Origin of the sequence: Taibaiella chishuiensis (assembly GCF_003014535.1) — a bacterium.
Classification (GTDB): domain Bacteria; phylum Bacteroidota; class Bacteroidia; order Chitinophagales; family Chitinophagaceae; genus Taibaiella; species Taibaiella chishuiensis.
Map to the genome: position 1 here is coordinate 39,320 of NZ_PYGD01000008.1, position 14,016 is coordinate 53,335.

The following is a 14,016-nucleotide window of genomic DNA, read 5'->3' on the forward strand; positions in this document are numbered from 1 at the left end:
AGGTTTTTTCAAGGTCAGGTCCACGTGCAAAGGGTCTTGGTTATCATCTACATCGATATAAACCGACCTGTTTTAATCGGATCATATGCAAGTAGTACTCCATATTTATGCGGTAAACTTAACGAAAATTATACAATTTATTCACAAAGCATTTTATTTTTTTGCAGCGACAGGCGGGTATATTGCCTGTTCCCCTTCCCGGATACGCGCTACAGCAATATGCCGGCAGGCTCTGGATCGCCCCCCATTTATTGCCCGTTACTAAAGGAAGGATATCCGGATCAGGGGTTGCCGGAGGGGCAAAAAACAAGCCCGGCAAAAAAATTGCCGGGCTTGTTTTTTTCGCGCCCCAACCAGGCAGCAATAATCTATTGTTTGCTTATTTTGAGGGTTTCGCTGCGGTTGGCATCGGTATACTTCAATAGGTAAATACCACCGGGTACAGCGCCCAGGTCTACATTGGTTTCATCGGCGGTAACCTGCAGCCGGCGCACGGTTTTGCCATTCAGATCCGTTATCAGGATCCTTGCCTGGCTGCCTCTTTCGCCATAAATCCTGACGCTCACTTTATCTTTAACCGGGTTAGGCACAGCCACAAGTTCGAAGGCGTTCTTTGTTTGGGCCGAAAGCCTTACCGTGTTGGACCATTCGGTTTTGCCGTCGATATCGGTTTGCAGCAGGCGATAGTAAGCGGTTCCGTTTACAGCGTTAGCATCGGTAAAGCCATAAGCCAGCGCTGCCTTGCTATTGCCGCCTTCAGCCCCTGAAGCTACAAAACCAATGGTGCGAAACGTGATACCATCTTCTGAACGCTGCACCTGGAAGCCTTTGTTGTTTTGCTCGGCCAGGGTTTTCCAGTTCAGTTCGGCCATCCCTTTGGGGTTCAGTTTGCCGGTAAGCTTATCCATCGTGACCGGCAATGCGGTACCGGAAACCTGCATGGCAAAGTTGCCCGGGAGTGTACTGCTGAAACGGTAAACCCGGATATAATAAGTTTGTCCTGCAGTGGCAGCAATCGTTAAGCTGCCAAGGGTATCGCTACAGGCTATGGCTGCCGAAAGATTGCCGCAGGTGCCGCTGTACGCTTCCCACACCATATCATCCTGGAATGGGAACTCATCAGTAAGCACAGCGAGATTACCTGTAACATCGGCAGTAACGGAATACCAGACATCGCGGGCCTGGTTGGAGAGCTCGCCCTCGCAGGCACCTGCAGGCATGCTTTCCGTAGCGCCGTTTGTAGTGCCGGATACCGTACCGGACAGTGCATTGATGGCAATGGCGCCGGAACAGTTATCATTACTTAAGGCGCCGGTAGTAAACGAGGTTATCGTGCTTGCACAGCCTATCGCTTCGCCACTGGCATTAAACGGCACCACATACCAGTAATAAGTAGTATTGGGAGCAAAACCGGTAAAGGCAGTGTTAGACCCGACAACGTTCTTCTGATAAGTTGCTCCCGCGGCGGTAGTGCCCGAATAAAGACGGTAGCCCGAAGCATCGGCAACGGGTGTCCAGGTTAATACAGGCGAAGGGTTAACCGGTACGCCGGTATGTGCATTTTGCGGATAGGTATTGGTGGCACAAGCTGCCGGTACAGGTACCGTGCTGTTACATTGCACACGCCTTTGCCTGCCTGAATTCTGCTCGCCACACGCCGCATTGGTATGGGTATAAAATCTTACGTTACCATTGAGCGTAGCGGTCCAGACAACCGGCGATGTTCCGGATGTAAATGTCGTGGTACCCGCTTCATTAGCAATAGTGAGGTAGTCTGCAATAATGGTACTGGAAAAAGTGTACTGCACCCCTGCAGTGACATTGACCACAGAGTATTCTCCTGCAAAACAATCAGAGGCAATAGACCATGCCGTACCGGAACAGGTAGGAAAATAGGTACCATCCGGGTACTGCCCGTAAGTTGCCGTTAAACACTGGGCATTTGCTCCGCCCGCAAATGCCGATAAAGATAGCCATACAGCTACCGCTGTTTTTTTGGTAAAGTTTGGTTTCATAATGGAATTACATTGGTTTTTGGCCTGGTCTTGTTAAGGGGCCCGGTTTCCCCTGACCGCTTCCGGTCATTATATAACTACGTGCAACAGGAGCTCTGCTACGGTGATATAAGGTCTTCAAATAGTTGTCTGATGCAAGAGGCCCTCTTTTTCAGGCGGCAAATTTAGCGATAAATCATACATTCCTTTTATAAGGCATTTTATTTGCCCGGACGAAAAAGCCCCTGACCATAAGGCCAGGGGCTTTGCTACCTGATAAGCTTGTATTGCTACTTATTTCTTAGCGGCAGTTTTGCGGGGCGCTTTTGCCTCGGCCGCATCTGTGCTTTCTTCTTGTTCTTCTTCGGTCTCGATTTCGAGCATTTTTTCCAGCTGGCGTACTTCTTTTTTCAGATCGTAGATCACTTTGTAAAGTTCGTCCATTTCGCTGCGGGTAGCTACCGGCAGGTTGCCCAGCATTTTCTCGGCCTGCAGATCCATTTCCTTGCGGAGTTTCAGCTGCATGGCGCTCACCTCTGCCATCAGTTTGCTGTATTCGTCGCTTTCGAAAAGCTCTACATAAACTTTATCGCAGATGTTGAGCCACTCCTGGTACATAGCCGTCAGGCTGCTTACTTCAGAGCCGTTCTCTACTTTGTTGGCAACATGCTCCACCAGGCGGTCCATTACTTTATTGCCCTGCTGGTAGATCATATACTGCATCTCGGCGTTCTTGATATTGTAGATCGCCATGCGGTCTGCGATATCCGACCACTCGGTAGCGGTTTTGGTGTATTGGTTAGGTGTAACCATGCGTGCCATAGGCGCTACTGCGTCCTGGAAAGCCTGGTGCATACCCTGGTAGCGGTTCAGCGCGGTTTCGAATACGTTCTGACCTCCGAAAGGATTCATAGCGCCGAAGAATTCGCGGCCATTGGCAAAATTGGTTTTACCGGCCTGCATAGCATTCTTAACGCCGTTGTTGAACCATTCGCCGGATTGTTGCATATACTGGCGACCGGCTTCAGGCATAAACCCGAAGAATTTGTCCATCAGTTCTTTATAACCTTCGAAGTTAAAAGCCTGTTTGAACTGGTCTACGTTGAAGCTTTTCTCCTGGATGGATTTCCAGAAAGGCGCCCATAATTCATGGAACTTACCGAAACCGGCAGCTACATTGATCATGTTGCTGTATGCGTCCTGCGTGGTTGCATTCTGCATATTGCTCTGCATGTCTGCAAAAGAGCTTTTCAGCATATCGCCATACTGGTTGAACATACCGGTCCAGTTATCCGCAGTTTTTTTCATCTGCTCGCCGATGTTGGCCGGGTTGAACTGCTGCATGAAGTTCATCCACTGGTTAGCCTGGTTGGCCTGGTTCATCCAGCTGTTCCAGTTATTGCTCATCGCATTGAACCAATCGGTAGGATTGGTGCTTTTGAAAGCATCGGTATTCGGGGTATTGGTTTTAATAAAGTTCTGGTTCATCTCCCAGGCTTGTTTCGCCCAGTTAATCTGTGTGTTCAGCCAGTTCTGGTATACTTCGCTGGCTTTGTTGAAGCTCTCTTTGGCCGTTTCTTTAGTTTCCTCTGCTTTCTGTGTTGCGCCGCTAAACGTGTTTTTCTGCTGTTCGATCCAGTTCTTATACGCTTCGGTTCCTTTTTCAATGGTCTCATTGATAAAGCTGTTGCCGTTCGTAACTTTCTTGGTATTCTCTACCATAGAATCCACAAGGTTCTTTTGTGCCTCCAGTACGGATTCTACAAAATTTTTACCGTTTTGAGTAGCCATTGCTGTTTATTTTAAAAAATGATAAGATTATTCTTGATAACAATTAAAGAGTACTTAAAAAAAGCAAAATTATAGCCTTAATACCTAAGCAAAATTATAGTCGAAGAAATTAACGGAAGATTACCTGTTAATGACTAAATTATTATCCTCGCCCCCCATATTACAACGCCTTCATTACCGTTCAGAAAGATTCTTTACTCTTAAAATCAGGGTGCAAAAGTAAGCATATATTATTAATAAAAGTAAAAAAATTATTTTTATTACGAAAATATGACGAACAAAAGTCTATATATAAACACAAATAAAATATAAATAATAAACGGGACTTTTCCCGACCCTGGAACACGTTTACTATGCAAAGATAACCCAGACCTGGTCGCTGGCTCCCCCACCCGACGAGCTGCAACAGCATCGATACCGGCATGAAAGGGGGAACGGGCGAACACCTGCAGCGCACCGCGAGTTGTTTACCGCCATAAAAAAAAGAGCTTCCCGGGGGAAGCTCTTTCTATAGCGTATCATTGTAATCATTAAATTTTCCAGGCATCAACATCGGTATCGTCGGCTGCGACGTCGAAACTAACGGTTTCGGAAGTGGCGGTAGACAGGGTTTCTGCTGCAGCTTCGGCAACTACTGCATTACCGTTTTCTACCTCGGCAAACTCGCGGGGCTGAAACTCGTCCTGGTCGTCATGGTTAAAGGCGTCAAAGTCGAAATCAGGCATCAGGTCTGTTTTTACGAAATCGATGGTTTCGGTAAGTGCAGCCAGGAATTTGTTGAAATCTTCTTTGTAAATAAACATTTTGTGGCGATCATAACCGTCATCATTGAAGCGTTTTTTGCTTTCTGTGATGGTAATGAAATAATCGCTGCCACGGGTTTCTCTCACATCAAAAAAGTAAGTCCTTCTTTTCCCCGCTTTGATACGTTTGCTAAAGAGGCTTTCGGTGTTACGCCTTTCTTCAAAATTGCGCTTTTCTTCAAATGGTTTGTTGTTGTCGTACGCCACAGTTCAATGATTTTAGTAGTGAGTAAATTTTAGCGTAGCAAAAGTAAGGAACATTAACATGTTATCAAATTAAATCATGGTAAAAGTTTTGTCAGTTTTAAAACCTGTATTGATCGCTATTGCAGCTGTTCCGGGGGCATACAGAACGCAAGAAAGACACACCGGCAAGGGTGTGTCTTTCTTAAATATTAGATGTTAGATGTGAGATATTAGGTATTAGATGTGAGATATTAGATATTAGATATTAGATGTAAGATGATAGATATCAGATCTTAGGTATCAAATCTTATAGCTCACAGGTACCGGGTACCAGGCAGGTTGATAACTGTTTATCTCCCTTTCTCTCAATACCCAATACTCCTATCCCAATACCAGCTTAGTTAACGCTTACAGCACGCTGTACCAGTTCTGCCGCTTCACTCAGCAGGATGGCAGACTGTACTTTCAGGCCGCTTTCTTCGATCAGTTTCTTAGCTTCTTCGGCATTGGTACCCTGCAGGCGCACGATGATCGGGATCTCGATATTACCCAGGTTTTTATAGGCTTCGATTACACCGGCTGCAACACGGTCGCAACGTACGATACCACCGAAGATATTGATCAGGATTGCTTTTACGTTAGGATCCTTCATGATGATACGGAAACCGGCTTCTACGGTTTGCGCATTAGCGGTACCACCAACGTCCAGGAAATTGGCAGGCTGACCGCCGGCCAGCTGGATCATATCCATGGTAGCCATAGCCAGACCAGCACCGTTTACCATACAACCTACGTTACCGTCCAGTTTTACATAGTTCAGGTTAAACTCACCGGCTTCTACTTCGGTAGGATCTTCTTCAGACTTGTCGCGCAGGGCTTCTACATCTTTATGACGCATCAGGGCGTTATCGTCCACGTTCATTTTACAATCCACGGCAATGATCTTGTCATCAGCAGATTTGAACAGCGGGTTGATCTCGAGCATCGAGCAATCGAGGCCTACATATGCATTGTACAGGTTGGTGATGAATTTCACCATATTCTTTTGTGCTTCGCCGCTCAGGCCCAGGTTGAACGCGATGTTACGCGCCTGGAAGCCCTGCAGGGTAAAGCCAGGCTTAACCCACTCTTTGAAGATTTTTTCGGGAGTGCTGTGCGCTACTTCTTCGATGTCCATACCACCTTCGGTGCTGTACATGATCACGTTCTGTTTTTTAGCGCGGTCCAGCAGGATAGACAGGTAAAATTCTTTACGGTCGGATGGTCCGTCGTAGTACATATCTTTAGCCAGCAGGATCTTGCTTACCACTTTACCCGCTTCGCCGGTCTGGATGGTAACCAGGGTATTGCCTAATATATTTTTAGCAGCAGTAGAGGCATCTTCAACACTTTTAACTACCTGAACGCCATGTTGGGAAGGTACTTCTTTCATGGTACCCTTACCCCGTCCACCGGCATGGATCTGCGCTTTCAGTACAGCAAATTTGCTTCCGGTTTCCGTAGCGATCTGTTGGTAGGCCTTAGCGGCATCTTCAACACTTTCGACAGCAATACCTTCCTGTACAGGTACGTTGTATTGCTTTAATAGTTCTTTAGCTTGATATTCGTGAAGATTCATTTTTTTGAAAAATTTTGGCGAAGATAGTGTATAATTCAAAAAAAGTTGATTTTTTTCGCTGCCGGAACAAGACGCAAATCCTGCCATAGCGTGATTTCCCCGGCCAATCATGACAATTATCATCATTTCACTTACCCTCTTCTTTATATATGTAGCACTGATGCTGATGTACAGCCGTGGCTGGCACAGGCAGCCCGGTTATACCCCACCGGGATCTACGCCTGCTACTACCGTTACGGTCATTATCCCGGCCCGTAACGAAGCCGGGAATATAGGGCCCTGCCTGCAGTCCATACTGGACAACGGTTATCCCCCTGCCCTGCTCGAGATCCTGTTGATCGACGATTTCTCCACCGACGATACCGGAGCCCTGGGCGATGCCCTGCTCACCGGCGGCAAAGGCCGCGTACTGCGGCTGCAGGACTACCTCTCCAAAGATGAACGCCTGAACTCGTATAAGAAAAAGGCCCTGGAAATAGCCATCGGCGAGGCCCAAGGCGAACTGATCATCACCACCGACGCTGACTGTATCGTACCGCCCCACTGGTTGCAAAACATAACCGGCATTTATGAACAGGAACAGGCCGTATTCGTTGCAGCCCCCGTAAGCTTTACACCCGGCAATAGCCGCGGCGCAAAGGATACGCTGTATTATTTCCAGTCGCTCGACTTTATGACCATGCAGGGCATTACCGCAGCTTCGGTAAAGATGAACCTGGGCAATATGTGCAACGGCGCCAACCTGGCCTTCAGTAAGGCCGCTTTTAATACAGTGGGTGGTTATAAAGGTATAGACCATATTGCCTCGGGCGACGATATGTTGCTAATGCATAAGATGCAGCAACAATACCCCGGCCGTATTGCTTACCTGAAATCAGAGCACGCCATTGTGGCTACAGCCGCACAGCCCGGCTGGCGCGACTTCCTGAACCAGCGCATCCGCTGGTCGTCGAAGGCAGACAAGTATGATGATAAAAAACTAATCGTCATTTTAGCTTTTATTTATCTATTTAATCTTAGCTTTATTGCGTTGTTTGCAGCAGGTTTTTTCCAGGTTTATTACTGGTTGTGGCTATTCGGCATACTTTTTGCCAAAACGTTGATAGAACTGGTTTTCCTGGTACCTGTAGCCCGGTTTTACGGCAAGCAGCGCGAGCTCTGGTATTTCCCTTTATTACAACCCCTGCATATCCTGTATATCATTGCAGCGGGCTTCCTGGGAAAATTCGGCAGCTACCAGTGGAAAGGGAGGACCGTTAAATAATACCCGAACCCCAAAATTTATTGCTATGCGCAAGACCATATTTTTCGTTGCTCTTATCCTGGTGGCTTCTATTTCAGGCTATATCTACTTTAAGTATTATAACCGCTACGACGAAGGGCAACGGGAAGGCATCCTGTACAGTTTTTCGCGTAAGGGCGATGTGTTCAAAACCTATGAAGGCGTGATCCTCCAACCGGGTCTGCGTTCTGCACGCACCGGCGGACTCAACACCAACGAATTTCACTTCTCCGTTACCGACGAATCGGTGGCCGACTCGCTTAAAAACCTGATCGGGATGCAGATACGGGTGCATTATAACCAATACCGCAGGAGCCTTCCCTGGCGCGGCGAGAACAACAATAACGACAACAAGGACAAGGGGCAGTACATCGTCGATAAGATCGAAGCCGCTACAAAAGCGGATAATCCGTATAATACGTTTTAGGTATTAGGTTTTAGATATTAGATTTTAGATATGAGATGTGAGATGTGAGATCTGAGATTTTAGATTTTAGTAGCGGGTAGTACTTCGGTAAAGCCGGCTAACCGGTAAGCTCCTTCGCTGCGCTCAGGATGACAACTGACACTTCAACAGTTTAAAATTCAAAACTCAAAATTCAAAACTACCCTGCTGCGCTCAGGATGACAATCGTCCTCTTGATACCTGGCGCCTTACACGCTAATAAAGCCAACTTACCGATGAGCTCCTTCGCTGCGCTCAGGATGACAACTGACACTTCAACAGTTTAAAATTCAAAACTCAAAATTCAAAACTACCCTGCTGCGCTCAGGATGACAATCGTCCTCTTGGTACTTGATACTTGCTACTTGATACTTTCTACTTGATACTTTCTACTTGATACTTGCTACCTGATACCTGATACTAAAATATCTAAAGTATATTTGCCGGGTATTTTCCGTACAAGCAGATTTACACGAATTATGGAGCAACTATTTTCAGGGTTTGCCACTGCCGATGCCGATGCATGGAAAGCACGGATCGTCAAAGACCTTAAAGGCATTACCTTCGAACAGCTGTCCGTTACCGACCGTAATGGTATTACTGTTCACCCTTTTTATACCCTAGAAGACGAACCCGAACCCGCCGCCGCTTTGTTCGGTAAACCCGAATGGGAGATCTGCGCGGCGATCGAAGTGGGCGACTGCAAAGCAGCCAACCAACTGGCATTGAAAGAACTGCAGGGAGGCGCCTCCGGACTTTTCTTTACCGTTAACGATCCCGTAGACTTCGACCTGCTGCTGCAGGATATCGAGATCCGTTATATCTATACCCATTTTTCGCTTTCGGGCAACGAACAGGACTTCGTAACGGCCTTCCTGCAATACCTGGAAGCGCAGCAAATCGACCCGGCACAACTGAATTGCAGTATTGCCTTCGACCCGGTAACGCCCTACCTGCAAATCGGCGAATGGATCGAGGACGATCCGCGTGCCGCATTTCTTGCCTTTACAGAAACAGCCAAAGACTTCACCGCGGTTTGTGTGGATGCCTCCGCCTTCCAGAACGCCGGCGCCAACAGCACGCTGGAGCTGGCCTGCGCCCTGGCCCAGTTAAATGAATACCTGCACTGGATGGACGAAGCGGGTCGTACAGCCGGCATTCGTAAAATACACCTGACACTGGCCACCGGCACCGGTTTTTTTGAAGAGATCGCGAAGCTGCGCGCCCTGCAACAGTTATTACCCCTGCTGCTGCAGCCTTATAACTGCAACCCGGCCCTGCACCTGCATATCGAAACGAGCGGCACTTACCGTTCGCGCTTCGACGCCTACAGCAACCTGCTGCGTGATACCATTGCGGGCATGGCCGGTGTGATCGGCGGCTGTAACAGCCTGCTGATACGGGCTTTCGACGAAAATGTAAAGGAAACCAATGGTTTCAGCAGCCGTATGAGCCGCAACCAGCAACTGGTATTCCGCGACGAAAGTTACCTCGACAAAGTAGCCGATGTCGCCGCCGGATCTTATTATCTCGAATCCTTGACCAGCCAGATCGCAGCGCAGGCCTGGCAACAGTTCCAGGCCATAGAGCAGGAAGGCGGCCTGATCGCATCCTTTGCCTCCGGCACCCTCAGACAACAAATAGAAACCCAGGCTGCTGCCTGGATACAGGAATATAAAGAAGGCAAACGCATACTGATCGGGGTGAACAAATACCCGAACGCAACGGATATGCCCGTACCGGAAACCAGGCAGGAAACCGCAGGCCCCGGCATCCGGTATGTAAAACTGACCGAACACCTGGTTTAAACCGGATACAAGATGAGCGATACATTGGAAACCACAAGGCTGCTGCTCCGGAAGGTAACCCCGGAGACTTACCAGGAGGTATTTACCCGGTACACCATGGCTGAGGCCATGGCCTTTTTCGGTTGCGCCAGTGCTGAAGAACTACAGCAGGAAAAGCAAAAACTGGAAGGCGGTCTGAGCACCTACCGGACTTCGATGTTGGTATTTCACCTGGTAGAAAAGAGCTCGGGCAGGACCATAGGCAAATGCGGGTACCATACCTGGTACAAAGAACATGCCCGCGCCGAGATCGGTTATGGCTTGCTGTGCGACAGCGACAAGAATAAAGGGTTTATGAAAGAAGCCTTTATGCCGGTACTGCAATACGGTTTCAACGATATGCAGCTCAACCGGGTTGAAGCCCTGATCAGCCCGGCAAACGAGCCCTCGCAACGGTTGGTACTGGCCCACGGCTTTAGCCGGGAAGGGCTGCTGCGGGAACATTACTGTAAGAACGGCCGGCTCGAAGACTCGCTTGTCTTTGCCCTATTAAAGAAAGAATTCAATATCACTCCATATCAAAATAACGCTTAAAACAGCGTACGATACATGCGTAAAGATTTTTCTCAAATACAATACAAAGCCGGCAATAAAGCGCCGGTATCCTCCCCCGGCGATGAGGCAGCACCCGACGTGTTCAGGACGGCAGAGGATATCGATGTAAAAAAGACCTATACGATTGCCGATATCGGGGATAAGCAACAACTGCATTTTGCAGCGGGTATTACGCCCTTCCTGCGCGGTCCCTACAGCAGCATGTATGTACAGAAGCCCTGGACCATACGCCAGTATGCGGGTTTCAGTACGGCAGAAGAAAGTAATGCCTTTTACCGCAGGAACCTTGCCGCAGGCCAGAAAGGCCTTTCGGTGGCCTTCGACCTGGCCACGCACCGGGGCTACGACAGCGACCACGAACGCGTGGTGGGCGATGTGGGTAAAGCCGGTGTGGCGATCGACTCCATCCTGGATATGAAGATCCTGTTCGACCAGATACCGCTGGACGAAATGAGTGTTTCGATGACCATGAACGGCGCCGTACTGCCCATCCTTTCGTTTTATATCGTAGCTGCCGAAGAACAGGGTGTGAGCATGGATAAACTGAGCGGCACCATACAGAACGATATCCTGAAAGAGTTCATGGTGCGTAATACCTATGTGTATCCGCCCGAAGCTTCGATGCGCATCATTGCCGATATTTTCGAGTTTACTTCGCAAAACATGCCCAAGTTCAACTCCATATCGATAAGCGGTTATCATATGCAGGAAGCGGGCGCTACCGCCGATATCGAACTGGCTTATACCCTGGCCGACGGCCTTGAGTATATCCGCACCGGTATCAAGGCCGGCCTGGCCATCGACGATTTCGCACCGCGCCTGTCGTTCTTCTGGGCTATTGGTATGAATCATTTTATGGAGATCGCCAAAATGCGTGCTGCGCGCATGCTCTGGGCCAAACTGGTCAAACAGTTCGACCCGCAAAAGGAAAAGAGCATGGCCTTGCGTACCCATTGCCAGACCAGCGGCTGGAGCCTTACCGAACAGGACCCCTTCAACAATGTGACCCGTACCTGTGTAGAAGCCCTGGCCGCAGCCATGGGACATACACAGAGCCTGCATACCAATGCGCTGGATGAAGCCATTGCCCTGCCTACCGATTTCAGCGCCCGTATTGCCCGTAATACGCAGATCATCCTGCAACAGGAAACCGATATCTGCCGTACGGTAGACCCCTGGGGCGGTTCCTATTACGTGGAGTACCTTACCGAACAACTGGCCCGTAAAGCCTGGACGCTGATCGAAGAAGTAGAACAGCTGGGTGGTATGGCCAAAGCGATCGAGACCGGCGTACCCAAAATGCGTATCGAAGAAGCGGCTGCCCGCAAGCAGGCCCGTATCGACAGTGGCAAAGACGTGATCGTGGGCGTAAATAATTATCTTACCGACGAACCCTCCAATATCGAAATCCTGGATGTAGATAACGCCAGGGTACGGATACAGCAGATCGAAAGACTGCAACAATTAAAAGCCGTCCGCGACGAAGCTAAGGTACAACAGGCGCTGGATGCCATTACCGAAGCTGCCCGCAGCGGCAAAGGCAACCTGCTGGCCCTGGGCATCGAAGCCGCAAGGCTCCGGGCCACACTGGGCGAGATCTCCTTTGCCATGGAAAAAATATACGGCCGTTACCAGGCCCGTATCCGCTCTATCGCCGGGGTATACTCCAAAGAAATTGCTATGGACAAAAACTTCCAGGAGGCCCGGCAACTGGCCGACGACTTTGCAGCGCTTGATGGCCGCCGGCCGCGTATCATGATCGCCAAGATGGGCCAGGATGGCCACGATCGCGGCGCCAAGGTAATTGCGACCAGCTTCGCCGACCTGGGCTTCGATGTGGATATCGGTCCGCTGTTCCAGACGCCGGCCGAAGCAGCCAAACAAGCCGTAGAGAACGATGTGCATATACTGGGCGTATCGAGCCTGGCCGCGGGTCATAAGACCCTGGTGCCACAGGTGATCGAAGAACTGAAGCAATATGGCCGTGAAGATATTATGGTGGTCGCCGGCGGTGTGATCCCGCAACAGGATTACGACTTCCTGTTCCAGGCGGGCGTAGCCTTTGTATTCGGGCCGGGAACGATTATTGCCAAAAGCGCGAAAGACGTATTGAATAAACTGATCGAAATGCACGAAGCATGATCCTGTTACTGCTCTGGATATTTTTTATAGCGATCACAGCAATGTATACGCCATCGATATTGCGGATACTATCCAATAACCGTAGTAAAAGAAAACAAGCTGCACTGTACAGCGAGGCAGTGCTCAATGCAGGTGCTGACCAGGACCCGCTTGCTGCTGAACTGGATTTTGCCCTGGCAACGATCAGTACGGATAAAGATATCGCAGCAATCCGCGAACTGCTGGCCCGCAACGCGGAAACGATCAGCCCCTTTTTCGTGATCGAAACCGTATCCGTATGTTCCGGCAACAGCTTTCTGATTGCCGGCAACTTTACCGGCACCCGGCAGACCGCAAGGCAAAGAACAATAGGCGTAACGATTTGGGAAACATCGATGGAACGTTTGTATGCCGGCAATATGGTGGTACAACAAAACGAAGACCGGTCCGTAACCTTACGTTCGGTATTTCCCGAAGACAAGGAGCATGACCTTTATATCCGTGATTTTATCAGCAGTTTTAAACGATTGATATCATGAATTTCTACACCCGCAAACTGATCAAACCGGAAGATCTTAATGCCCGGAACACCTTATTCGGCGGCAGCCTGCTGCGCTGGATCGACGAAGAGGCGGCGATCTATACCATCATACAGCTGGGTACCAATAAAGTAGTGACCAAGTATATGTCAGAGATCAATTTCGTGAGTTCGGCACGGCAGGGCGATATCGTAGAGCTGGGTATCAAAGCCACGGCCTTCGGGCGAACCTCGCTTACCCTGGCTTGCCAGGTGCGGAACAAGATCACCCAAAACCTGATCCTGACTATAGAAAAGATCGTTTTTGTGAGTGTCGACGACGAAGGCGTTCCTTTCCCGCATGGCAAAACAGAGATTACCTATTCGGACGAAAGGCTGCGCGAAGAATGATCAAGGGAGCAATGATCACCGGCCTGTGGCGTGAGGTATACGGCCTATATGCCGGTCAGTCAGTATGCGATGAACGGCAGGTATACCGGACCACAGACCGCTATTTTGAAAAGTACGTATTGCAGACAGACCGCGGCGTATACGAAATATGGGCCGGTGGTTGCCGGAAGAAAGATATACCGCTGGACGACTTTGAGCCCTGTACGGACTTCGAAAGCTTGCATGGGCTAACCGTAGTTAACGTAAAATGTAATGCAACCACCCTGGCCTTAAAGCTGGACAACGATGCCTGTTTTATAGTTGGGCTGTGCCCCGAACCCAATGCATTCGGACATCCGGAACGGTATCTAAAACTGCTACAGCAGGCATTTACGCAGGGAACTGCCCCGGAAACCGGCCTATGGTTTGAGCAGTCGCTCAAAGAAACAGAAGATTTTTCTGCTTAA

The 14,016-nt window shown here is 49.2% G+C and carries 12 protein-coding genes; 8 read left to right on the forward strand and 4 right to left on the reverse strand.

Annotated elements, in window-relative coordinates; translation table 11 throughout:
* Positions 1-368: 368 nt before the first annotated feature.
* From B0I18_RS18215 to sucC, 4 genes are all read right to left on the reverse strand, one after another.
* Complete coding sequence (locus tag B0I18_RS18215) at positions 369-2,015, reverse strand: T9SS type A sorting domain-containing protein (protein ID WP_106524184.1); 1,647 nt, start codon at positions 2,013-2,015, stop codon at positions 369-371.
* A 273-nt stretch (positions 2,016-2,288) separates the two neighbouring features.
* The gene (locus B0I18_RS18220) at positions 2,289-3,785 is read right to left on the reverse strand and encodes a poly(R)-hydroxyalkanoic acid synthase subunit PhaE (protein WP_106524185.1); all 1,497 of its coding nucleotides are present in this window, start codon (positions 3,783-3,785) and stop codon (positions 2,289-2,291) included.
* 530 nt (positions 3,786-4,315) lie between these two features.
* Positions 4,316-4,795, reverse strand: coding sequence for a DUF3276 family protein (locus tag B0I18_RS18225; protein WP_106524186.1), 480 nt, complete (start codon positions 4,793-4,795; stop codon positions 4,316-4,318).
* A gap of 376 nt (positions 4,796-5,171) precedes the next feature.
* Positions 5,172-6,392 (reverse strand): ADP-forming succinate--CoA ligase subunit beta, encoded by a 1,221-nt coding sequence (gene sucC, locus B0I18_RS18230; protein ID WP_106524337.1) that lies wholly within the window; start codon positions 6,390-6,392, stop codon positions 5,172-5,174.
* Between the two features lie 109 nt (positions 6,393-6,501).
* Here sucC and B0I18_RS18235 point away from each other — a divergent pair, with 109 nt between their 5' ends.
* The 8 genes from B0I18_RS18235 (at position 6,502) to B0I18_RS18270 (ending at position 14,016) form a co-directional block, all read left to right on the forward strand.
* Complete coding sequence (locus tag B0I18_RS18235; protein ID WP_106524187.1) at positions 6,502-7,656, forward strand: glycosyltransferase; 1,155 nt, start codon at positions 6,502-6,504, stop codon at positions 7,654-7,656.
* Between the two features lie 25 nt (positions 7,657-7,681).
* A complete protein-coding gene (locus tag B0I18_RS18240; protein ID WP_106524188.1) occupies positions 7,682-8,101 on the forward strand; it encodes a hypothetical protein in 420 nt (139 codons plus the stop codon).
* A 497-nt stretch (positions 8,102-8,598) separates the two neighbouring features.
* Positions 8,599-9,927 (forward strand): methylmalonyl-CoA mutase family protein, encoded by a 1,329-nt coding sequence (locus tag B0I18_RS18245; RefSeq protein ID WP_106524189.1) that lies wholly within the window; start codon positions 8,599-8,601, stop codon positions 9,925-9,927.
* A 12-nt stretch (positions 9,928-9,939) separates the two neighbouring features.
* Positions 9,940-10,500 carry a GNAT family N-acetyltransferase gene (locus tag B0I18_RS18250; protein ID WP_106524190.1) on the forward strand — a complete coding sequence of 187 codons (561 nt, stop codon included), beginning with the start codon at positions 9,940-9,942 and terminating at the stop codon, positions 10,498-10,500.
* A gap of 15 nt (positions 10,501-10,515) precedes the next feature.
* Positions 10,516-12,663, forward strand: a complete 2,148-nt coding sequence (scpA, locus tag B0I18_RS18255; RefSeq protein WP_106524191.1) for a methylmalonyl-CoA mutase — start codon at positions 10,516-10,518, stop codon at positions 12,661-12,663.
* A complete protein-coding gene (locus B0I18_RS18260; RefSeq protein ID WP_106524192.1) occupies positions 12,660-13,181 on the forward strand; it encodes a hypothetical protein in 522 nt (173 codons plus the stop codon). Before scpA ends, B0I18_RS18260 begins: the two co-directional genes overlap by 4 nt.
* Positions 13,178-13,570 carry an acyl-CoA thioesterase gene (locus tag B0I18_RS18265; RefSeq protein ID WP_106524193.1) on the forward strand — a complete coding sequence of 131 codons (393 nt, stop codon included), beginning with the start codon at positions 13,178-13,180 and terminating at the stop codon, positions 13,568-13,570. The genes B0I18_RS18260 and B0I18_RS18265 overlap by 4 nt, the downstream gene beginning before the upstream one ends.
* Positions 13,567-14,016 carry a hypothetical protein gene (locus B0I18_RS18270; protein WP_146146800.1) on the forward strand — a complete coding sequence of 150 codons (450 nt, stop codon included), beginning with the start codon at positions 13,567-13,569 and terminating at the stop codon, positions 14,014-14,016. The genes B0I18_RS18265 and B0I18_RS18270 overlap by 4 nt, the downstream gene beginning before the upstream one ends.